The following is a 23891-nucleotide window of genomic DNA, read 5'->3' on the forward strand; positions in this document are numbered from 1 at the left end:
TTTTTTATGAGCAGAACGATTTTTTGCACTTTCCTGCAACGCGAAGCAGAAGGCCAGGATTTTCAGCTGTACCCGGGCGATCTGGGAAAACGCATTTACAACGAGATTTCTAAAGAAGCATGGGCGCAATGGCAGCATAAACAGACCATGCTGATTAACGAGAAAAAACTCAATATGATGAACGTCGAACACCGTAAGTTACTGGAACAGGAGATGATTAACTTCCTGTTTGAAGGTAAGGATGTGCATATTGAAGGCTATACGCCAGAGTCATAAGAACCGTTGCCGGATGGCGCTGCGCTTATCCGGCCTACGATTTAATCTGGTCCTTGCAAACAACAAACACAACACGCACTCCCGGAATGATGAAAAAATTTCTCGCGCTTGCCGTTATTGCGCCGTTGCTCATCTCCTGTTCCAGTTCGACCAAAAAAGGCGATTCCTATAACGAAGCCTGGGTCAAGGATACCAACGGTTTTGATATTCTGATGGGGCAATTTGCCCATAATATTGAGAATTTGTGGGGATTTAAGGAAGTGCTGATTGCGGGTCCTAAGGACTACGTAAAGTATACCGATCAGTATCAAACCCGCAGCCATATCAACTTTGATGACGGTACGATAACCGTCGAGACCATTGCCGGGACAGATCCCGCCGGACACCTGCGTCGGGCGATTATCAAGACATTGCTGATGGGCGATGATCCGGGTTCTATCGACCTCTATTCCGATGTCGACGACATTAAGATTTCCAAAGAACCATTCCTGTACGGACAGGTGGTCGATAATACCGGCCAGCCCATTCGTTGGGAGGGACGTGCCACCAACTTTGCCAACTACCTGCTGCAAACACGGCTTAAAAGCCGCAGCAATGGCCTGCGTATCATCTATAGCGTGACGATCAACCTGGTGCCTAACCACCTTGATAAGCGCGCGCATAAATACGTCGGTATGGTGCGTCAGGCTTCACGTAAGTATGGCGTCGACGAGTCGCTGATTCTGGCTATCATGCAAACCGAATCCTCATTTAACCCGTATGCGGTGAGCCATGCCGATGCGCTGGGACTGATGCAGGTGGTACAGCACAGCGCAGGGAAAGATGTGTTCCGCTCGCAAGGGCGCTCAGGCACGCCGAGCCGTAGCTTCCTGTTTGACCCGGCCAGCAACATTGATACCGGTACAGCCTATCTGGCAATACTCAACAATGTCTATTTGGGCGGTATCGATAATCCGACCTCACGTCGCTATGCGGTAATCACCGCGTATAACGGCGGCGCGGGCAGCGTGCTACGCGTGTTCTCGAACGATAAAATTCAGGCTGCAAATATCATTAACAGCATGTCTCCAGGTGACGTTTATCAAACGCTGACCACCCGACATCCCTCTGCTGAATCACGCCGATACCTTTACAAGGTCAATTCCGCACAAAAATCATATCGACGCCACTAATGTATCCCTCTTCAGCCCTCTAAAACGGGGGCCTGAAGCACCAAAAATGTTAACTCCATCACTCTTTTGCTTTGCAATCAGAAATTGTTTGCAAATATTTGTCACAGGTAACAAAAAAAGAGTGCTTCTCATTGATAGAATCACATCATATAGCCACGGCAAATGTGCCTTTTAAAACATTCATCCGCATTACGGTGTGAGGAAATTAACATGAATCTTAAGCTGCAGCTGAAAGTTCTCTCGTTTCTGCAGTTCTGCTTATGGGGTAGTTGGCTCACTACCCTCGGCTCCTATATGTTTGTCACCCTTAAATTCGATGGTGCATCCATTGGCGCGGTGTATAGCTCGCTGGGGATCGCCGCCGTGTTTATGCCAACACTGTTAGGGATCGTGGCCGATAAATGGATCAGTGCGAAGTGGGTTTATGCCCTTTGCCACCTGGTCGGTGCTGGAACGCTGTTTGCCGCAGCCGAAGTCACCACGCCAGGGGCCATGTTCTTTGTGATCTTGCTTAACTCCCTGGCCTATATGCCAACACTGGGGCTAATCAACACCATCTCCTACTATCGCCTGCAATCTGCCGGGATGGATATCGTTACCGACTTCCCGCCAATTCGTATCTGGGGCACCATCGGCTTTATTCTGGCGATGTGGGCAGTGAGCTTCTCCGGCTTTGAACTGAGCCATATGCAGCTGTATATCGGTGCGACATTGTCCCTGGTACTGGTACTGTTCACCCTGACGCTGCCGCATATTCCAGTTGCCAACCAGCAGAAAAACCAGAGCTGGACATCAATGCTCGGTCTGGATGCTTTCGCGCTGTTTAAAAACAAACGTATGGCGATTTTCTTCATCTTCTCAATGATGCTGGGCGCAGAGCTGCAGATTACCAATATGTTTGGTAACACCTTCCTGCACAGCTTCGATAACAACCCGCTGTTCTCCGGTAGCTTTATCGTGGAACACGCATCGGTGATGATGTCGATTTCACAGATTTCCGAGACGCTGTTTATCCTGACTATCCCGTTCTTCTTAAGCCGTTACGGTATTAAGAACGTGATGCTTATCAGTATTGTGGCGTGGATGCTGCGCTTCGGCCTGTTTGCCTACGGCGATCCAACGCCGTTCGGTACCGTGCTGCTGGTTCTGTCGATGATTGTTTACGGCTGCGCCTTCGACTTCTTCAACATCTCTGGTTCCGTGTTCGTGGAGAAAGAAGTACGCCCTGAAATCCGCGCCAGCGCACAAGGTATGTTCCTGATGATGACTAACGGCTTCGGTTGTATTCTGGGTGGGCTGGTGAGCGGTAAAGTCGTTGAATACTACACGCTGAACGGCATTACCGACTGGCAGACCGTGTGGCTGATCTTCGCAGGTTACTCGCTGGTTCTGGCTTTTGCCTTCGTTGCGCTGTTTAAATACAAACACGTACGCGTTCCAGCAGGAACCCAGACTATCGCGCACTAACGTTTACGCAGAGAAAAGCGGGTTGCCAAAAGGTAACCCGCTTTTTTTGCGCTTACTTCACAACATACCCATACAGACGCTTAATACCATCTGCATCCGTTTCACTGTAAACACCTTGCAGCTCCGGCGAGAAGCCTGGTAGCAGGTTTACGCCCTCTTCCAGCGCCAGGAAATAACGTTGCACCGCCCCGCCCCAGACTTCTCCCGGTACCACACACAGCACGCCCGGAGGATATGGCAGCGCACCTTCCGCCGCAATGCGGCCAGCGGCTTCACTAATACGTACCAGTTCAACATCACCGCGGATAAAAGCGCTGTTCGCATCCTGTGGGTTCATCGCCACGGCAGGTAAACTGTCCTGACGGAACATCGCTTTTTGCAGATCTTTCACATCAAAGCTGACGTACAGTGAGTGCATCTCCTGGCACAGCTCACGCAGCGTGTAATCCCGATAGCGTACCGGATACTTGTTGAAGATGGTGGGCAGCACATCTGCCAGCGGTGTATCGTCCTCAATATGCTGCTCAAACTGCGCCAGCATCGCCACCAGTTGTGCCAGTTTCTCTGCGCTTTCTGCCGGGGTCAGCAGGAACAGAATCGAGTTAAGGTCGCATTTCTCCGGCACGATGCCGTTTTCACGCAGGTAATGCGCCAGAATCGTCGCCGGAATACCAAACTCGGTATATTGCCCGGTTTGTGCGTCAATTCCCGGAGTGGTTAACAGCAGTTTGCAAGGGTCGACAAAATACTGGTCGCGCGCATACCCGGAAAAACCATGCCATTTAGCACCCGGTTCAAAGCTAAAGAAGCGGCGCTCACTGGCAATCACCTGCGTCGGATAGCTTTCCCACGGCTTACCATCAACTACCGGAGGAATAAACGGCTGAATCATCTTACAGTGGGCAATAATCGCTTTACGGGCCTCAATGCCCAGCGTCACACACTCCGCCCACAGCCGACGACCGCTCTCGCCTTCATGGATTTTGGCGTTAACGTCCAGCGCCGCAAACAGCGGGTAAAACGGACTGGTAGAAGCATGCAGCATAAATGCATTGTTCAGACGCTTATGCGGACAGAACCGCGCCTGACCGCGAATATGGTTATCCTTTTTGTGGATCTGCGAGGTTTGCGAGAATCCAGCCTGCTGTTTGTGTACCGACTGGGTGACAAAAATCCCCGGATCGTTGGCATCAAGCTCCAGCAGCAGCGGTGACCCATCGGCCATCATCGGGATAAATTGTTCGTAGCCGACCCATGCGGAGTCAAACAGGATGTAATCGCACAGGTGACCGATCTTGTCGATCACCTGCCGGGCATTGTAGATCGTACCGTCATAGGTACCGAGTTGAATGATCGCCAAACGGAACGGACGCGGTTGTTCTGCCTTTTGCGGCGCAACCTTGCGAAGTTGCTGGCGCAGATACCCCTCATCAAAGCAGTGTTCGTCAATGCCGCCAATAAAACCAAACGGATTACGCGCTGCTTCCAGATACACCGGCGTTGCACCCGCCTGGATCAGCGCACCGTGGTGGTTCGACTTATGGTTGTTACGGTCAAACAGCACCAGATCGCCGCGCGTCAGCAGCGCATTGGTTACCACTTTATTGGCCGCAGAGGTCCCATTCAGCACAAAGTAGGTTTTATCCGCGTGGAAAACCTTCGCCGCAAATTTCTGCGCATGTTTTGCCGAGCCTTCATGAATCAGCAGATCGCCAAGCTTAACGTCGGCATTGCACATATCCGCGCGAAACAGATTCTCGCCAAAGAACTCGTAGAAATGGCGTCCAGCCGGATGCTTTTTAAAAAACTCACCGTGTTGATGTCCCGGGCAGGCAAATGTGCTGTTCCCCATCTCGACATACTGAGTCAACGTGTCATAGAACGGCGGCAGTAAATCTTCTTCATACTGACAGGCAGCAGACTCCAGCTCCAGCCAGTCCTGTGCCTGACCGCGTATGACCGCATTCACGCCCGCCGGCAGATCAACATCCGACTCTGCGAACAGAAACACGGGTAAATGAAAACCGGTGCGTTTCAATAAAGCAAGGATCCCGCTGCGACTATCCGCAACGGTAATGACGACTGCCGCAACGTCAGTAAAATCAGTACTGTCCAGCGACACCACCTGACGATGGCTGGACAGACGAGAAACCAGTTCTCCACTGGCGGCAATTTTCATTGATTTCATAAGCGCAATAACCCGTTTCGGGAAAATCAAAAGTCCCGGACAAAGCCACATTGCTTTGCCCACGAAATGACAGGTCAAACTGGTTACCAGCCCCGACCGCCAGACATCAGTAAAAGCAGATAGCCTCTGATTTTACTGTTATCCTGCAGTGAGCGTGCGCTGCCCTCACCGCATGGTGGGAGCGTAAAGGTAAGTCGCAGGAAGGGGCAAGCGTCGCGCAAAAAGGCGATGTTGAAGGCGATGTAGGGGGAGTAATATCATCCCAGGCAGCCCCATTCAGACAGGAGAAAATTCGCGCAATCATGGCACCTTTCACTTTCAGGCGCAAGATAAAATCCGGTGCCTGAACCTCACAGATAAACAAGCATTTCGTCTGTCAATCGCGGCATAATAATGCAATCTGAAAACATATTTTACCCAGTGAATTGCCTTTAGCATCAAGACGATAATGGGTATGCAGGAGCAAACGTGGTAATTGGACCCTTTATTAATGCTGGCGCCATTTTATTTGGCGGTGTTCTCGGCGCGCTACTCAGCCAGCATTTACCGGAACGCATTCGTGCCTCCATGACCTCCATATTCGGACTGTGCTCTTTGGGGATTGGCATTTTGCTGGTTATCAAATGCGCTAACCTACCGGTGATGGTTCTGGCTACGTTGGTCGGTGCATTAATTGGCGAGTTCTGTTATCTGGAAAAAGGGATCAATACCGCGGTTGCCAAAGCGCAGCAGCTTTTCACCCGGTCGGATGCCAACACCACGCACGAATCCTTCATCCAGAGCTATGTGGCCATCATCGTGCTATTTTGCGCCAGTGGTACCGGGATCTTCGGGGCAATTCATGAAGGGATGACCGGCGATCCAAATATTTTAATCGCGAAGTCGTTTTTGGATTTCTTCACGGCCATCATCTTCGCCTGTTCACTGGGGATCGCGGTATCTGCCATTTGTGTGCCGATGCTGGCAATCCAGTTAACACTTGCCACCTGCGCGGCACTTATTTTGCCCCTGACGACGCCAGCTATGATGGCTGATTTCAGCGCCGTAGGTGGGCTGCTGTTGTTGGCAACCGGTTTACGTATTTGTGGAATCAAGATGTTTGCAGTTGTGAATATGCTGCCCGCCCTGCTGCTGGCAATGCCGCTTTCCGCCGCATGGACGGCATTTTTTGCCTGAGAATGCGTGCAATTGCAGCAATGTGGTGATAGATTGTGCAGTCTGCATTGATTTGAAGAAATTTCGTTGACGAAACGAAGCGAATCGGGTTTAATGCGCCTCGTTGCCCGGATAGCTCAGTCGGTAGAGCAGGGGATTGAAAATCCCCGTGTCCTTGGTTCGATTCCGAGTCCGGGCACCACTATTTAGAAGAACCCGCCTATGGCGGGTTTTTTGCTTTTGGAGTAACGGACTCTCCATCGAACTCCGTTCGATTATTCGCCGCCAGCGGCTCACCCCTTCGGGGCCAGCGGCGTTAGTCCGCGTCCGGGTACCACTATGATTACAAATACATTAATAATGTTGAATTTTAACCGGCGGCTATCACATACTCGGCTTTATGTGTGTATTCGATATAAGTTGGTACATCTGAACACATACTGCACTTTTTTAATTTAAACATAATTTATGCAATCCATTTTTATAACCAGATTGCAAAGTTAAACCAAAGAAATGTTTAGGTTAAGTCAAAATATTAAACTAATAGATGGATATTTTAATACACTAAAATATCATTATCCATAGTGTTCAATTGAAGCTGAATCTTTATTTGAATAGAATAACACGCGCACTTACAAAAAAACCAATAAAATGCAAGCTAACTTCCGCTAGATAATTCAATCAAGCAATTATCAAGAAACCATTATATATCAAACAACACTAACTAAAATATATATTGACGAAATCTATAACATGGGAGATAAACATATAAAACAATTTCTTTCTAAAACCTATTATCGAAAAAGGATTGATAAGATGATCAGGAAAATTATCGCAAAGATAGCTAAAAGAAATAATAATTATGACACCTCTACCTGCATCATCGAAGCAGAACCCTCCGTCGCTGAACAAAAAACAGAAAATTACAATAAAATTATCTGCCATCATTTCACTTCTGGCATATCAACACTGAACCTGATAAGAACATCGTTAATTTTAACTCATGAGCAACTAAACACAGAAAAAGATAAAATAACTGAGTTAAACGCACAAAATAATAAAGCCATGCATTCCCTTGAATCACTCGTTATTGAGATCAATGAGGCAGGTAAAGAATCAGCAGAAATTCAAAAACAAATGACTCAGCTTAAGTTATCACTGATTGAAATTAATGATGCAATTAAAGATATACAGAAAATTGCCAACCATACAAATTTAATTGCAATAAATTCAGCGATTGAAGCTGCCCGTGTAGGTGAGGCAGGAAGAGGATTTAGCGTTATCTCTAAAGAAGTTAGACAACTGGCTGAAAATGTTAAAACGTGCACTAACCATATATGTTTACAAACAGAAACCCTCCAGAATAATGGTTCTACGGTTGATATTTCCATTGAAGCACAGCTAGCAATAATCACAAAAATCACTCAGCATATGAACGAAGTTGTTTTTTCAATTAAGAATGTGATTGAAAAATCGGCCACAATGAAGTCTATTATTGATTACATATCAAACTTACTGTTTCTAAGTATAATTAAAATGGATCATGTAATCTGGAAGATAGATCTATATAAAAAACTTACCGAGAATAAATTAGATGATACGTTGACATCATACAGCCAGTGCAGACTGGGGAAATGGTATTACGGAGATACTGGTAGATGCTTCGCTCATTTAACGGGATTTAAAAACCTGGAGGCCCCTCATCAGATGCTACACAATTCCGGCGTTCTTGCTATCGAGTATTCGGTTTCAGGTGACCATGAGCATATGTCCCTGGCGTTAAAAAGAATGGAACAGGCCAGTGATGAGGTAATGAATCAGCTTGAGATTCTTGGTAACGAGATTTTCAGGGAGGTTGTAAAATTTACGCCCGGTGATAACCCTTGACAAACTTTATTATTAAAATAGATAGTTAAAAGCTATTGGAGACAGTTGATGTTTACTTTATTATCTAAAAATGAAAATGCTGTGATAGTTTTACATGAAATTTATGGATTGAATAATCATATCAAGCAAGTATGTAAAGAGCTGCACAATTCCGGACTTGATGTATATTGCCCCAACTTTTTAAACCGCGAAGAACCTTTCTCATACGATCAACATAGTCAGGCATACGATTATTTCATGAAGTTCTGCGGATTCGATACATCAATGATCTTCGACTTACTGACAAGAATACGTGATCATTATAAAAAAATAATAATCGTCGGATTCAGTGTTGGAGGAACATTAGCATGGCTTTGTTCGGAGAGTACACAATGCGATGGTATCATCAGTTTCTACGGAAGCCGTATACGTGATTATACTGATATCATGCCCAACAGCCCAACACTGGTGATCCAGGCGAAATATGAAGAAGCCTATGACCCTTACTTTCTTCAGCATAAACTCAGTAAGTATTTACTAGTATCGTTTCATATATTCAACAGCCGTCACGGATTTTGCGATCCTTTTAATAAGGCATACAATCCGTCTGAATCAGCGAAAGCGCTGACTCTTTCGCATGATTTTATAACGAAGATCATTAACTAAGTTAATATAACCGTCTGACTTATCTGATGGTATTTGGTTGGCAATTTTCCAGTGCTATCGCCCTCGGATGCCATTTTGTTTCAGCAGCGCATAGCGATTAAGCAGCTGATTAATCCGCATATCGAGCTGCTGATACAAAGCGGGTGATACACTTCCCTGCTTTTTTAATTCCTCATCGATTTGACGCAATAACTCTTCTGTCGGCGGCGTTTGGTCAAGCTGGCGGCGGATAGTGAAAATGGCCGATTTCAGCTCCGAACCCGTCAGATATTTACCTTTGCGTTCATCAAGCGAATTTAGCTGTGCAGTTAACGCCTCCAGCCCCTGCTGGGCATGATGCCAGTTTTGCAGAGCACTTTCCGGCAACGCTTCCGTGTTTAACTGTTTCTGTAATCCGCTGGCGAATACCGTAGTCTGTGATTCTTCCGGCCACAGGGTGACTAACTGCTGTGCTAATGATGCGGCATATTCTCTTGACCACAAAGGTGACAAGCGATGTAAAACGTCCAATTGCCCTTGCGTTGCGGCGATTAATTCCTGTTTCTTCTCCTTCAAATCTGAGGAATGTTTCAATGTGGACAATTGTTCAGGTGTCAGCCCTCGTGGCAATGGCTGAACCAGTTCAAATCTGTCGGCCCACATGGGGCTGATACCAAGAAAAACGCCTGTACTCACCACTGCCGTAACCATGACACCGATGGCGAATCCCAACCACATCCGCCGGGGGCCATGAACGGTTTGAGTAGCAAACTCCGCTGCGCTTGATTGATCGGGCGACGAAGCCTCATTAACCACAAAGACCAACTGCGGCAAAGACGTCTCAACGTGATTATTCGTACCTGAAGCCGGTATCATCACAACGGTGGATCCCGAATCCGCTTCAGACTTCTCCAGGCGTAAAGCTGCGTTATGCATCCAGGTAACGACAGCCTCTAGTTTACTTAACGTTTTTAACTCAAGACGTTGCAGCACTTCACAGACATGTTTCAGGCTCTGCTCAACCCGATACACCATCGATAAATCCGCATATGACAACGTTAGTGTACGTAACTCTTGCTGTAAACGAGCTGACAGCCATGCCAACACATCAATTCGCGCATGGGTTTGCTGCGGCCATATTGTGCTCCAGTGATGCGTCAGTAATGCCTCCAGCAGTTCCGCGCTTTCGGCGAGCCCAGCCAAACCTGAGCTACGAACTCTGGCGACGGTATACCAGCCCAGTGTTTGCAGTTCGACGCCGTTATGACGAAACAGCGCCAGGCTTAACTGTTCCACCTTTTGCCAGTCAACGTCCGGGCGTGCGGGGTGAGTCAGCTTGCTGATTTCATCGCGTAACAGCCCAAACTCCGTGAAAGCACGCGGATCGCCGCCGGTGCTGATGCGATTCTTTTCCATGTCAGTACACTCCCTTCTCAAGCCACCCCTGCTTCTTAAGATGACGAATAAGAACCCGCCCCTCAGGGGTAAAATCAGTGCCATAGCGAACAATGCCAAGATCATGAAGTTCCGCATCAATGGAATAACGCAAATGCCCCGGCGTTTCCTGCTCCAGCATCGTTACCTGAATGCCTTTTAGTCGCGGTTCATACTTCAACAAAACCTGAGAAAGCGTGCTGATAAGCTGATGTGCCGTTCCTGGCATACCCTGGAGGATTTTGGTCATATCCGGCAGACCATAATCGGGTAAATGTTTGAGGCTACCGGCACGAGTATTCAAAATGCGCTGCATATTATCGAGGACGGATATGATGACCTGCGTATTTTCGCTGATCGCATGCAACGGGAAACCACCGGAAAAATTACCCAGTAAGATGTCATAAAGAGAAGGCTGCTTGATCATTACTCGCTCTCCTGCGCCATGAGTGCCAAAGTCTGGGTATTTAATTCGATTACTCGCGCCTTATCAGGATCGAGATCTTCACGACGTAAGACCACGCGCCATGAATCTTCAGACTGATCGGGAGAAATAAACATTCCCGCCACGGCAACATACTGCGCTTCGTTTTCGAGTGGAATATCGACAGTTACGCTTTCACCAGGTCGTACCTGAACATCTTTCTGAGCCAATAAATCTGCTTTCACCACCGTACTATCTTGCGCAAATAAGGACTGATAATTAGCCGAGTCAAATGCTTTTCGATCTTTGAGTTGGTAAATACGCACGACCGTCGAAAGCGCTATGCCCTGCGCATTTTTATTAGCGGCTTCTCTGGCGGAAAGATCCAAATGCAGGGTTTTAATTTCCTTATAAAAAATCGACTTCGTTAACGACACGGTACCTTCAGATACTTTTTGTGTCAGACCACACCCGGTAACTAAACTGACCATTCCAGTTATTACGGCAAAATTAATAGCGATAATCGCCAGTCTCATCGGCTTCCCTCCGTTGAACATGTTGAGTAAGGCTCTGCCAAAGCCCAAGCTTAATTGTTATAAATTGATTCTTAGCTTCCTGGTTATCCAGGCGCATCACAGCCGTGCGGCCAAGCTGAACTGCGTGCTCGCTTTTATTACTGGTAAGATGAGCATCCGGAAGTGCCGATCGAGGAATGCGTAATTGCAGTCTCGCACTCACTCTGGCACCTAAATACACATGCATCAGCGCGAGAAAATCATGGTAAAGCTGGCCACCCGGTAACCATTCACGAGCTTCATCAGGAACGTCCGTTGTAAGCGTAATTAGCACCTGACTGTTAACATCTACGATGCTACGTCCCATCACCGGACGAGAATGGAGGCTAACGGGTTGCCGCACACTCATTTTTAACGCCTTATCCAGCAGGATTAAGCGTTTATCATGAGGGGTCACGGTGGTATTTGTTGTTGGTGATAATAAAGAAACCAGCGCGGATATACCTTCTGCAGTACGCGTTGGCATTCTCATTATTCCCAACAGCGCCAAAAAGCGCGATACCGGGGTATCTGTTTGTGTGGCACACCCCTGAATTCCCAGCCCAGTCAACCCCAGCAAATATTGTGAAGTCTCATCTGTCGCACCTGAGCGAAAGGTCGCTGGATAGCTGTATTTACGCCAGATTCGATAAAACTGCGTAATTAAGCGATGGTTAAAAATATCCAGAAACTCAGCGGCAACGTCCGCACCTTCCTGACGCTGGGCAATATCATCCTGATAGGTTGTCGGCAGCGGTGATTCCACGCCATACAGCCCCATAAAAGTAACCCGAACGGTTGGTGGAAGTGTGGGTTGCTGCGGATCATATTCTGCACTTTTTAGCTCGCCCGCCGGGAACCCCATCCCCGGATGAGGACGAAAACGAATGGTATCGAAGCGTGGGCTTTGTTGACTTCCAGGACTTGGCGCTTGCGGATTCCACTGTTCCAGCAACTGACAGAAACGATAAAAATTGGTACGGGGCAGGTTTTCACCAAGGCTCGTTAGCAACCGGGTAGTCGCTGATTGTGATTCTCTTTCCATCGCAAGCTTTTCCCTGCTGGCTGTATGATTAAAGTAAGCTGATTAAACAAATGTATATCCGCATACAATGCAAAAAAGCGGTTAAGCATTTCACCAAACAAATGAATATCGCCTTCGCCTGTAAATCCGTTTTCATCAAGCGTTACTTCGATGTCCACACCACGGAGTAGAAATCCTTTTTCAAAGCGCTGTATTTCATGTTGTTGAACATCCATGATCGCATCCAGACGACGATAATTAAGTTCATCATCCTGCCAGTTATAGAGAGACAACGTTCCTTTGAGCACTTCAGCGCTGGCCATCATATTCAGAAAGCTGGATCCCAGGTGACTCAACACTCGCCAGTGAAAACGATCCTCAGCGGGAGGGTAAGCAGGTAGCGTCGGTTTAGACAGATTGCGCACGGCAAGCGGTGTCTGGAGGATCTGCTCACAACGATTGAGCAATGTGCTTTGCAAAGCTCGCCGCGGTAGCTGACCGTTTGTTCCGGTCACTTTCAAAGACAAGGTTTCATACTCAGCAAGGCGATCCCGCTCCCAGGCATCTCCCCCGAGGATCAGCCATGTATCATACAATCCGGATACGCCGCGCCTGACACGCGTATGGTAATAACGCTCGGGTGCGTTACGGCGCATCATGCCTCCCTTGTGGCGAAAACTGGTGAAAGGGGCATAAACGGCGTTACGCGTTCGCTGTGATCCTGAAACCGCATCGACTGCATAAATTTCCGTATGTCCATCCTGCAACCTTCGCGGACGCAGCAAATATTCGCTTTCCAGTCCATTAACTACCAGCGGATCGGCTTCGATAGTGAAAAGATTAATAACCGGAACACAATGAAGACGAATGTTTTCACTCCCCACAGGAAGCTCAGAATCCCACTGTTGAGTCAGTACCGCTTCTATTTCAAAGCAGTCTATACCCTCAGGAAACGATATTTTTTCCAGACCATTAAGATGGACAAACATAAATTTTTCGCGGAACGTAAAATACTCAAGCAATAATTGCCAGCCGCCAAACGCCGTATCGCCTTTTGGCCACAAACTGTCTTCATCAGCAAATCCGCCCGGGGAAAAGAAACCCTCCAGTCGAATACGTTCTACGCTGTTGGGGAGTCTCAAATAAAGAGAAGCCAGACGCTTTGTCAGAGCAAGGTGTAGCGCGTGGGTTACCGGAGCGTCACCGCTGAGGTAAAGGCTGAGACGCGTCAGATCGGTTTGCGACCAGTCCATCTGTGGATTGCACTTTATTCGCATACGGATGACCGAGCGCCCATCAGGTTCGGCATCAATATTCACCGCCACGACAGACAGCGGATTAAGCGTAACGGGCTGGGTAGTACGATACTGACATACCGTTTTTTTAGGGCCAACGGGCTGTGACAATATGCCAAACCTCGCGTTAATCCGCTCGCTCATTTTCAGCACATCAATATCAGGTAAAAGCTCGACAATACTTAAGGAGGGAATGGTACGTAAATAATGTGGCCACAGCAGACTCATCAACCCTTCGGTAAATTCAGGGAGATGATCGTCTATTTTGGCGCGCAATCGCCCCATCGAAAATGCAAAACCTTCAAATAACCGTTCCACATAGGGATCGGGAATGCCGGCTTTATCCAGATCCAGCATCGCTGCACGATCCGGATGCGCCTGCGCAAACTCTTTTGCCGCTTCCCTTAAATAACGCATTTCCGCGTCATAATAACGCAGAGTTAAATCTTCCATTTTACAGTTCGCTTATTTTTTTTAGCCGCACAAGACGGCGGCTCTGGCGGGATCGATGGCGACCAAACAGGACAACAATGAGTCCATCTCTGGTGCCAGACGCGCTTTATCGCTTTCACTGCGGTTGGCTTTTAAACGCAGAAGTTTCAGCCGTCGAGCTTTAACTTCAAACAGCAGCTCAGGCTCCCATTGTTTGAGAGTGAGAGAGTGTGCTGTGGTATTCAATTCACCAAGCAAATGCAGCGCGAGATCGTTGCGTCCACATTGTTCCGTCAGACGGGCCATCAACAGCTGGCGCAACCAACGCTGTCGACGTGAAACAATACCAGGACGTGCCTGAACCCAGGCGAGTGCGGCTTCAACGCCTTCGCTATCCGCCAGCGTCAGAGCTTCGCTTTCAAGTAGCAGAATATCGTCGTCCGCTCCTGCACTAGCCGCGGCGATTTTTTCAGTCTGCCAGCCACTTTCCTGCAGCACATCACGGGCTATCCACTCACGGGTGACATCGTCAGCAAAAGGGGTTCCATCGTTAAAAGCCAGCGTTTCCAGTCCCGGCATCCGATGCAGCAGCATTTTCAGATCGCTGATGATAATCGCGGCATTTTTATCCCATGGCGATCCCGCCCTTGTTAATGCCTGATGAAGATACCACTGCACGTCCAGCCAGAAATGATTCACTCCCTCAACAAATAAGCTGTCCGTTAACTCAATCAGTTCGGTCCAACTTTGCTGCAAATACAGACGTTTGAGCTGCGCGCGATAATCACCCTTGGGCGGTACCAGGCGCGTACGTCCGGCGCCATCTGGCGGTGGAAGCTGGCTGACCGTATCGAGCCGCACGCTTTTCATCAAATGATGCGCCGCCAGCCAGCCATCCGGCTGATCGCTTAAGTATTTCGCCAACACCCGAGCCTGTTCCAGCAACTCACGGCCAGAGGCAATACCTTTGAGGACGGGGGTTTCTGCGCTGTGCCGACTGGGTTGAGCACTGATATTTTGCGGCACCAATGCCTGAGCCCCGCCAGATTGGACCAGACGGTTCTCCAGCGCGCTATACAGCCCCCCAAGCCCAGGACGAATACTTTCCTCTCGATGGCTAAACTGCTGCTCCAGCAGCATCAGCGCACCGGCAATCCGTTGCGCGTCAGGTCGTGAAACTTCGGGAAAACGTGCCAGACTATCCAGCATCCTCCCGCCTGCCAGCCATTCAAGAGCGGCCTTATGGCTGTTGGCTCTTAAAGGATGGAGAGAATCGCCATATTGTTGCATCAGGCCAGCCAGCAAAATCAGACCATCCGCCAGGCCGGGCTCACCATCCTGATGCAAACGTGCCCATGTGTAGTAAGTGACAACGCGGACATCCTTACAGGTGGTGATCAATAGTTTTTCCGCAAGCTCAATGATGAGATCCGTTTGTGCGCCAGAAAGTTTATTCACCTCCTCTCGCATGCGCTGAAAATCATCGTCATAGCCAGGATCTTCACCACCGGGGTTGGCTGCTGAAATGGGCAATAACCAGTTTTGCCATAGCGCAGTCTGCGTTTGCGCCTGTTCCATTAGTTGCTGTTGTTCATCTGGCGAAGCCGTGCTGGCGGCCAGTAGACGTTTCAAAGCGCTCATTCTTCTTCCTCTGAGGAAATCTTGTCGCTTACAACAAAAATTGCTTCTGGTAGTTCAAAATCACGGAGTTTGAGTAATACAAGGGGACCTTCACCGGCTTCCGTTCGCAGGGTATAGTTCAGCGGCAATCCATCCTGTGCAGTCCAGCGCAGGTTGAAACCGCTGCTCACGCCAGCGTTATCGGTTATCTCCGCTTTCTCAAGCAATCTTATCCAGCCCCAGGTACCAGGATTATCTGAGTAGATTCGGGTTCCCGTATTCGTGCTCACCCAGCTTAGGGTTGCCCCTGACGCTTGAGTATCAGCAGGCCAGACAACGTTTTTCCACGCTGGCATCTGATTAACGTAGGTGAGTTTCTGTCCATCCAGCACGAGGTCAGTCTGCATCACATCGCGCGCCGTTCCAGGACGCAATTCAAAACGCATCCCAGCATCTCCACGAATAAATGCGACATCCGCAATTTGACTGAGCTGGTCCATCGCCTCAATGAACGCCGGATTAAACTCCAGCCCCTGAGCATTCACCGTGTCGGCAACCCAGTGACTTCCTTGTTTATGCAGCACACCGCTTAAATGACTATCGAGAAAATGCGGGATTCGCCCATTATCGCTTCGCAGATATTGCGCCAGCAGCGGCAGAGAAGCCTCGCTGCCAACATCGCGAAACGGATAACGTCCGCCGAATGCGCTGTTCCAGTCATTCACAATCAGCGCTTTCCATTGCGCATTCAGGCCCGCCGCGGTTGGCTGCAACACCTGCTGCCATGACTGCTCCAGCGGCTGAACAAACATCGTTTGACCAAATCCACTCCATGCCTGCCCCAGACTGGCAGCCACCAGATTGCCATAGTCACGCGTGGTGGTGAGATCGACGGTTTTACCCTGAAACACCGTTTGCGCCAGAGCCTGACTCATGCCTTGCGGATCGGCAGCGTTAGTAATCTGCTGGAGTTTTAGCCTGACCTGCGTTACCCGGGTCAGGTAGGTTTGCAGACTCAGATGGCTGATATCCTGTCCAGCCGATTGTTCATCCATCAAGGCCAGGATTGGCGAGAAGGTGCTCGCCATAGGGCCTTCTTCCCGCGCATGCTGGTCAATGGTTTGATTTTCTTTGGTGTTAAATAGATCCTTTGCCGACTTCACCAGTGAGTCCGACAGCGCTTCACCGGTTAGCCCTGTGCGTCCTTGAACGGCGAGCGTATTCATTAACGCAACCAGAGGAGACTGACGGATATCTGCAATCAACGTGAGTTGATCGATGGCATCACTTAGCGTCTGGGTGCGCTTCCAGCGAATACTGTTGAGAAAATCCAGCCAGTTGTCGGCAAAATCCGTGAAGTAACGCTCGCTAAGACGCGCCTTTAAGGCCTGTGGAGAGAGAGGGTCGCTTGCAGAATGCGTATCATCTCCCAGCACCTGATCCATTTCTTCCCGACGGTTGTTGACGATTTTCTCTATGGCAGGCAAAACCTCCTCTTCCCAGGCTTTGCGGGTATACACACCAGCAACCGAATTCCGGGTATAAAATACGTGCTCTGCCCGACTATCGCCGGTCATGTCTTCCAGACGAAGATCGGTGTAATGTGGAGATACCTGTTCAATGATTTTCTGATACAGGGCGGCTTCACCATTGCGGATCCCCATCTGGCGAATTAACAGCGCTCGCACCTGACTAATAAGATTTTTATCGGTTGCTATTTTCCATTCGGGATGCGCCTGAAGGTTTTCTCCCCAGAATTGCCAGAGCCCAGGCCCAACGCCCTGCCATGATGCGCGCGAAATACCCGCTCGCTCCGGCCAGTCTTGCATCAGCGCCTGACTAAAAAATGACGCCTCCATCTGTTCAGGCCGGGAAAGCATCAGATACATTTTCAGCTGGTTGTAGGCGATCTTTGCCCGGGCGGCAAACTGCGGGCTGTCTGGAGCCAGTCGGGTTAACGCCGTTAATTCCTGAGTAAGATGTTGGGCGGCTTCATCACGCAAGAGTGGAATAGCGATACGTGTATAACGCGGCCATAGCGCATCCAACAGAGCATCATTTTGGCTTAAGCCGAAGCGGTAGTACCACGGCACCCCATTCTGCTGACGCCAGCGAAGCTGACCTGGCGTTTGCTGCAGAGCAGACAGCGCCGTAAGACGCTCGGCGAGCGGTTTATCCACACCGCCTGCCAGGCTCGCCTGGTCCAGACTTTTGCCGATCAGATTGCGATTAGCCAGAAAAGACACCACCATTCCCGCCCCCCATAGCAGCATCAAACCGGCTGTACACACGGCCAACACACGCATCCCTGAACGGCCTGTACGCTGTGCCTTAAGTTCAGCAGGTAACGCAGGGAGTGAATCAAGCAGCGCACGCCAGCGATCATCACGCATCCAGGCATGCGCAACGTGCGATGAGGTACTTTCCGCATACTGGCTCAAGATGACCGCCGCCAGCGGCAGAGACCGATGCGGACTGAAAAAAGTGGACAACGATTCGCTGATGGCTTCTGCATTAGGCATCAGCAAGTTAGCCATTTTTAGTAAGAAGCTATCGCGGATATTGCGCGTAACCTGCTGCGTGCCCTGCTCCGCCATCTGCATTGCCAGCGAGGTCAACTGCGAACGACATAAAGCCGTGGTGCATCCTGCAGGGAACAAACACGTCGCAGAGTGCAAGGTTACGTCATCCCGGACGAATTGAGCGCCATACAGCGACCAAAGGTATAACGGTACTCGCCAGCGGAGCGTGGTAAAAACAGCCTGAAGATGGCGGGCGGCATTATCTATTTGTTCTGCGGTTAAAGAGACAACAGGTGCCGATTGAACCAGTGTATCCTGGTGCTGAAAAGTTGGGGTTACCCATACAATCCCATCCAGCGGACGCCGATGCAGCTTGCGTATCGCATCAAACAACGAGGCATCTGGCGCTTCAGTGATCGTACCTCCCCAGATTAACACCACGCCATCCCCTTCAACCCAGCGCTGAGTAGTGAGTTTAGGTACCAGTTGCTCAACCTGAGAGGCATCTCCCATCACCAGCAGGATACGCGTTTTGGCGCGCCAGAGGCGACCATAATTACCTTTAAGTGTAGAATGGAAGTTAATGAATGTATTACTATCCAATGTGGTAGTTATATTATTCCCAACACTTGTCTTATCAACTGATTTCCATGGCAAAAAAGAATAAACAATTGATTTATATTTTAACAATGGAACATACGATATCAACACTGATTTCAGCGCATTCAGCTGCCATAATTTGAAAATATAACATAGTGCTATTAAAACAGTTGTAACGACTATTACCCTTGTTGATTGGGTCCTCACCCCCAAATACTCTCCGTAGTAAAAAAGAACTACATAGCATATCAAACCAACGACAACTAAAATACATAACCGACCAAATAGCAGCAACAAGGTGGACTTCTTCATATATCTATTCCTGATTTCTAATTTTTTTAACCCTCGACAATATAATTCTTTCATCCGATTTCGATAATATTAGATCAACAGCACTCACGTTTTGTCCATTTAACAAAGAGAACATTAACATCATCCATATATCAAACTCTCCGTGAATGCCGATATATAACTCTGCATAATATTGCTCAAGGTTGTTATTATGCTCATTAAGAAGAACTGCCACCTTAGCCACATCTTTTTTATCGCTATGTTTGCCTATCAATAAATTGTCTATTATCCCAACCCTGGCCTGATAAAAAATAAGATCGTTAAGGTCTTTGAGCAGTTCACCTTCATTCGTAGAGATAGACCTATACAACCTTGCTTTCTCGAAAATATTATTCTGATTAACTAACATCGGCGGAGCAAAAAGAAAAGCACACATCCCATCACCCGTTCCATGGTGATTATCTTTGATTTCCGTTGATTTTTCCCCTACAATAATTAATCTGAATTTATCCTCTGTAACACTTAGCCATTCATTAATATTTAATACATAATCATGCAAGATAAATTCACTATTTTTAATTATATCATCAGAGAGCCCAAGTCGTTTCCAGGCCAATAAAAAAGACTGCCATGCTGAAGTCCCTGACATCTGACCAACAATAAAGCTAATAACTAGACCTTTTTCAGAAGTAATATCAATTAATCTAGCTCTCATGGGAGCCAATAACTCATGGAATAAAACAGTAGAATTAATCGATTCTGGAAAATGTAACGCCCTGGCTCCAATGGCATTGAACTCATTGACTTCAAGTAAATGAGGTATCTGCGATTCTTCTGGAAAGAGATAGCTGTAATCTACAATACTTATATAATCAGATGCCCATTCAGACCACTCACAATCAATATTAGAACTTTCCGTTGATATCATTTCATTTTTTTCAAGGGATACACCGAGTTGAAATAACCTAATTCCTAAGTATATAATGAATATTAAAAAAACGCTTAGCGATATTGCAAAAGCATAATAAAGAAAATCACTATTATGAGTAATATAATAGAACAGAGTGAATAGCAGAACAATAGTTATTAGCAATAAGATAAAAACACCACTATCACGCCCCCACCTTATAGAAGGCACGGGTTGTGTTTTCTTCTTACCTGGGATATTCCAACTCATTTTAACTTACCAAATCCCGCTACAGGGAAGAGTTGAGATGACGTAACAACCGCATTGACACATGCATTTATGCACAGCTACTGGTTTTCCATCTGAGATCCACTCTGTAGACCCCTGGATTATCTTATTTACTCCATGAAATGGAATTGGACATATAACAGTATCACCAAGCAATGCGACACCTAAACCATCGACAATTATCGTTGACGAAACTGAAATTACTTTACCACCACTACTTAATGGATCATTGAGTCTGACTAAGCCTAGAAACATAAATCCTCACTATAAAAATATAACCATTCAGATATAATTCTTTGAAAAAAACAAAAGATTATCCAACACATCTATATAATCAGATAAAGATCAGATAATAACATCCTACCTGGCAATAAATATCAGCTTTAAAATTAAACCCGCAAATAAAATTCGTCTAATAGTAATAAAACCACCATCCTGATTTAAGTAATCGAATAGATCGTCCTTGTTTCTTAAATTCTTTTATCTTTTTCTTGTCGTGTTTCAGAAGGTCAATATTGGTCACATTATCCCAGCCAGCAACAGTCAATATCTCTTCCGTCAGCTGTTCTTTCGGAAAAGGATGTCGTCGCCAGATCGTCCATATTGCGGGCAGGATATACAGAAAGGTCCCCGTAACCAAAAATATCGTTATCACTTGCATCAATCCTTCACTAAGGATCCAATCTTCTTTATACAAACCCACTATCAGCAGCAGAATAGCCAGAATAATAACGACCGAAATGGGGACTTTCATCGCGTCTATTCGTGCCCGTCGTATTCCCTGGTAACACCACGGCGGCATGGTCAGCGAGCGTGCATGTGGCCGGACAAGGGCATATACCAGGTACTCCTCTCCCACCGGCGCGGCAATCAGTTCCACTTCCTCACCTTCCCGGCAATAGGGCGCGCCCAGCCACCCTGAAAACTGCCGGCCATTGATTTCGCCCGTAACGTACCACGCCGCAGCAGGAACCCTGTCTTCATTGCTCGCCACCATGCCCTGTGCTGTTGCCGCTGACCCCATCGAGGCCAGCACCATCGCGGCAGACGCCATATTCTCATCCTGTCTGCTGAAATATTCCCACGTCTGCGGATAGGCTTTGCTGTCAAAATAGTGCGTCAGGCAGCGCTGGTGGTAGTTTGTCACCACGCCACTGACCTTTACCAGCGGGGCTGGCGGGGGCAGTACCGGGTCCGGCGGCATATCAGCCAGCGCTTTTGCCAGCTGCTTTTCTTCACGGTACAGTTCTGCCAGCCGTTTTTTATGCTTCTTCTTGCCGTCCGATTCATAGTGCGCAATGGTTTGTCTTAATTTTATCCATTCCCTGCGCTCCCGGAGAAAGTTCTCTTTCACATACCCTTTACCCTTCTCCAGACCCCGGATATAGGCCCTGGGCATATCGGCAAACAGTTCGTCATCTTCTGTCATAGTATTTTGTTGCTCCAAAATTAAACCACAGCAGGGGCTTCCGGCTCATCATAGATAATAAATGGCCAGTAAATTATTGGTTTTCCACGTTGTTGCTCTTTACCTGAAGATAATTGACGTAAGCTTTCTTGCAGTGAATTTCTGGTCTCATCAATAAATATATTGATTTTTTCCGGCGAATAACTGTCGATATCAATCGAGCAATTATCACCAAACAAGCTATTCTCAATCCACGACTGTAAGGCATCACGTGAATAATATTCCGTCAAAATATATTCAGCGACCATCAATAACAGGGCCACCTCCCACGAGGCCAACAGTCCCACCCATTCGACGCCTAATTTTGTTAATTGAGGCGCAGCTGCCCTCCCCAGCCATACGACTAATTCCCCTTTAGCAGTATCCCAGCCAAAGCGTTCAATCAGCACCGACATCAATTTTCCTTCCGCTTTAGCAATAATGGCAACATCGCTAAGTGTCTTGATTGAATATAAACCCGTAAATGCCCATTTTTTACTGGAATTCGGTAAACTAACTTTGTTCAATAATGTGGAAATATCTAACCCCAGAGAAATACCTGCACTTATCAGCGAGCATCCTGCGCCAAACATTTTCATATAGTGGAGACTATTTTTTTCTTTAAGAACAACCTCCATTGCAGGGGTTGCTATATCAATCATCCCGCTTGCCGTTGCCGATATTGCGCTGACTACCTTCGCGTAGTTAGCAGGTTCATTTTTAAAATTATCGAGTTGGTTATACAACTCAACAACATTGAAAAATAAAACAAAAATTCTAATGCTGGTCACCGCATAACCAGAATGTCCCGCTGGCTGGCTTAGATAATCTGCATAAGATTTTTCAAGTGCGGCATATTTCTTACCCGCCCCCCGGAGAAGATCAGCCCGAATTGCTCTTTGCGGGCTGTAAAAAACAGTGCCGGTAATGTAAGCCCTGCGTTCCGTGGCCCAGCCAAAATATTTACTGAACAATATTTTGGTTTCTAACTCTGACTTTCCAGCAGACAGCGAGAAAAGGGTTCGAACAATGAGGTCATTCATGGTGTTGAGAACAGGTCCAATCCGTGATACGGAAAAAAACCTGGCCCCTACGGTTGCCATGTGCTGGTCCATTTGATACAGCACTCTTTTCGAGAATACGACATTGCCAGCTAGTGGTTTTGAAATTTCACTCGTTGCTTTTTCAAAGCCTTTAAATATTTTATTAAGTTTAGCGCTATTCTTCTCAAAAAAGTAGAGTACATCATTTTCAGAAACCGGCGCTATGCTACACTGACGCAAGCTAGCCAATAATGACTCCGCATCTGCCATGATCTCTGGATTATTATAAAAATGTGTTCTCCAGACAAGATTCGTTTCACTTGTCGTAGTATATGCGTCTATCCAGTCATCCAGCAATTTTACACCTGATGACGACTCACCAAGACCAGCCATCGCGAAGGCAGCTATTTCACGATAGTACGCGTTATCAACAGGATCGTTAGAGAAAAAATCCTGTAGCATTGTTATAAATAAAGAAGCCTGTAACCATTCACAACGATAACTAATCAGTTTAGCGAGCTGTTCATCAATTTTTTGTGTTAGATCAGCACAACATTTATTAAAAGACTCCCATTTATTCTGATTGATCATTCGGGCATATTTAGACCAATCATTAGCTACCTGGCTTTTTTTTATAAACTTCGTTTTGTTTTCCTTTTACCTGCTTTTCGAATTCTTCACGAGTTAGTATATCCTTCGAATCTGTACCTCTAGATTTCTCATTCTGGACATACATATCATAAGAATAATCCATTGCAGGAGGGGAAATATATGTTTCCTGGGGTAATACAGAAAGTTGAGCTGCAACATTCTGTTCCGAGCTTTTGTTAACAATCTCCTTAACTCCGTTTATCAGACTCTGGGTGCAGAACTCCAGAGCGCGTTCTTCACCAAATATCTTCGCCATCGCCAGGACATCATTCGTCCATCCCGTCAGCTCATGCGTTATCCCTGTTGCATCATGCAGCGCCATCAGCAACGGCGTGACAGGGGAACCATCTGCCTTCACTCCCCGTTCCTTCATCTGCCGGATTGTGTTTCCGGCCACTCCGCTCTTCCACGGGTACAATGTCTCCTGCGGCCCCGGCTCTTTGACTATTGCATAGCGTTCACCCACACACTGGCTGACGCGGATTTTAGTCTGGGTGCCATACGGTAACAGCATTGCCGGACTCAGCTGGCTTCCCTGCGGCGCGATGTAATCCAGAACCCCTGCAAGATTGCCTGTCGTGGCTTCTGTC

The 23891-nt window shown here is 47.5% G+C and carries 18 protein-coding genes, 1 tRNA gene and 1 pseudogene; 7 read left to right on the top strand and 13 right to left on the bottom strand.

The window, feature by feature from the left end:
- Window positions 1-6 precede the first annotated feature (6 nt).
- The 3 genes from BZK41_RS15185 to BZK41_RS15195 all read left to right on the top strand — a co-directional run bounded on the left by BZK41_RS15185 (window position 7) and on the right by BZK41_RS15195 (window position 2915).
- Entirely contained in the window at window positions 7-276 is a 270-nt protein-coding gene (locus BZK41_RS15185; protein ID WP_003027126.1) for an oxidative damage protection protein, read from the top strand.
- 86 nt (window positions 277-362) lie between these two features.
- Window positions 363-1448: a membrane-bound lytic murein transglycosylase MltC gene (mltC, locus tag BZK41_RS15190; RefSeq protein WP_139762614.1), complete on the top strand. Its 1086-nt coding sequence runs from the start codon at window positions 363-365 to the stop codon at window positions 1446-1448.
- 210 nt (window positions 1449-1658) lie between these two features.
- Window positions 1659-2915 carry a nucleoside permease gene (locus BZK41_RS15195; RefSeq protein ID WP_079938676.1) on the top strand — a complete coding sequence of 419 codons (1257 nt, stop codon included), beginning with the start codon at window positions 1659-1661 and terminating at the stop codon, window positions 2913-2915.
- Between the two features lie 52 nt (window positions 2916-2967).
- Here the strand turns inward: BZK41_RS15195 and BZK41_RS15200 are convergent, their stop codons facing one another.
- Window positions 2968-5103: an ornithine decarboxylase gene (locus BZK41_RS15200; RefSeq protein ID WP_079938693.1), complete on the bottom strand. Its 2136-nt coding sequence runs from the start codon at window positions 5101-5103 to the stop codon at window positions 2968-2970.
- 468 nt (window positions 5104-5571) lie between these two features.
- Here BZK41_RS15200 and BZK41_RS15205 point away from each other — a divergent pair, with 468 nt between their 5' ends.
- From BZK41_RS15205 to BZK41_RS15220, 4 genes are all read left to right on the top strand, one after another.
- Window positions 5572-6279: a DUF554 domain-containing protein gene (locus tag BZK41_RS15205; RefSeq protein ID WP_003825390.1), complete on the top strand. Its 708-nt coding sequence runs from the start codon at window positions 5572-5574 to the stop codon at window positions 6277-6279.
- A gap of 105 nt (window positions 6280-6384) precedes the next feature.
- Window positions 6385-6460, top strand: a tRNA-Phe gene (locus tag BZK41_RS15210).
- A gap of 551 nt (window positions 6461-7011) precedes the next feature.
- Window positions 7012-8145 (top strand): methyl-accepting chemotaxis protein, encoded by a 1134-nt coding sequence (locus BZK41_RS15215; RefSeq protein ID WP_253193765.1) that lies wholly within the window; start codon window positions 7012-7014, stop codon window positions 8143-8145.
- A 48-nt stretch (window positions 8146-8193) separates the two neighbouring features.
- The gene (locus BZK41_RS15220; protein WP_079938678.1) at window positions 8194-8790 is read left to right on the top strand and encodes a dienelactone hydrolase family protein; all 597 of its coding nucleotides are present in this window, start codon (window positions 8194-8196) and stop codon (window positions 8788-8790) included.
- A 54-nt stretch (window positions 8791-8844) separates the two neighbouring features.
- On the opposite strand, the gene BZK41_RS15225 is transcribed toward BZK41_RS15220, so the two are convergent.
- The 12 genes and pseudogenes from BZK41_RS15225 to BZK41_RS27565 all read right to left on the bottom strand — a co-directional run.
- On the bottom strand, window positions 8845-10185 hold the full coding sequence (locus tag BZK41_RS15225; RefSeq protein WP_079938679.1) for a VasL domain-containing protein: 1341 nt from the start codon (window positions 10183-10185) through the stop codon (window positions 8845-8847).
- A gap of 1 nt (window position 10186) precedes the next feature.
- Window positions 10187-10630, bottom strand: a complete 444-nt coding sequence (gene tssE / locus BZK41_RS15230) for a type VI secretion system baseplate subunit TssE (protein ID WP_079938680.1) — start codon at window positions 10628-10630, stop codon at window positions 10187-10189.
- Window positions 10630-11163 carry a type VI secretion system lipoprotein TssJ gene (tssJ, locus tag BZK41_RS15235; protein WP_079938681.1) on the bottom strand — a complete coding sequence of 178 codons (534 nt, stop codon included), beginning with the start codon at window positions 11161-11163 and terminating at the stop codon, window positions 10630-10632. Before tssJ ends, tssE begins: the two co-directional genes overlap by 1 nt.
- A complete protein-coding gene (tssG, locus tag BZK41_RS15240) occupies window positions 11138-12226 on the bottom strand; it encodes a type VI secretion system baseplate subunit TssG (protein ID WP_079938682.1) in 1089 nt (362 codons plus the stop codon). Before tssG ends, tssJ begins: the two co-directional genes overlap by 26 nt.
- Window positions 12187-13953, bottom strand: coding sequence for a type VI secretion system baseplate subunit TssF (gene tssF / locus BZK41_RS15245; RefSeq protein WP_079938683.1), 1767 nt, complete (start codon window positions 13951-13953; stop codon window positions 12187-12189). The genes tssG and tssF overlap by 40 nt, the downstream gene beginning before the upstream one ends.
- A 21-nt stretch (window positions 13954-13974) precedes the next feature.
- Window positions 13975-15573 (bottom strand): type VI secretion system protein TssA, encoded by a 1599-nt coding sequence (gene tssA, locus BZK41_RS15250; RefSeq protein WP_079938684.1) that lies wholly within the window; start codon window positions 15571-15573, stop codon window positions 13975-13977.
- Window positions 15570-18677, bottom strand: a complete 3108-nt coding sequence (locus BZK41_RS15255) for an ImcF-related family protein (protein ID WP_253193766.1) — start codon at window positions 18675-18677, stop codon at window positions 15570-15572. The genes tssA and BZK41_RS15255 overlap by 4 nt, the downstream gene beginning before the upstream one ends.
- 313 nt (window positions 18678-18990) lie before the next feature.
- The gene (locus tag BZK41_RS15260; protein WP_079938686.1) at window positions 18991-20142 is read right to left on the bottom strand and encodes a hypothetical protein; all 1152 of its coding nucleotides are present in this window, start codon (window positions 20140-20142) and stop codon (window positions 18991-18993) included.
- Between the two features lie 6 nt (window positions 20143-20148).
- Window positions 20149-20415: a PAAR domain-containing protein gene (locus BZK41_RS15265; protein WP_079938687.1), complete on the bottom strand. Its 267-nt coding sequence runs from the start codon at window positions 20413-20415 to the stop codon at window positions 20149-20151.
- A 157-nt stretch (window positions 20416-20572) separates the two neighbouring features.
- Window positions 20573-21589 carry a putative type VI secretion system effector gene (locus tag BZK41_RS15270; protein ID WP_079938688.1) on the bottom strand — a complete coding sequence of 339 codons (1017 nt, stop codon included), beginning with the start codon at window positions 21587-21589 and terminating at the stop codon, window positions 20573-20575.
- Window positions 21590-21609: 20 nt separating this feature from the next.
- Window positions 21610-23241, bottom strand: coding sequence for a T6SS effector BTH_I2691 family protein (locus BZK41_RS15275; protein WP_253193767.1), 1632 nt, complete (start codon window positions 23239-23241; stop codon window positions 21610-21612).
- 22 nt (window positions 23242-23263) lie between these two features.
- Window positions 23264-23891, bottom strand: a pseudogene (locus tag BZK41_RS27565) (hypothetical protein); the annotation flags it as partial.

Source organism: Citrobacter sp. A316 (assembly GCF_002042945.1).
In the GTDB taxonomy this organism is placed as follows: domain Bacteria; phylum Pseudomonadota; class Gammaproteobacteria; order Enterobacterales; family Enterobacteriaceae; genus Citrobacter; species Citrobacter portucalensis.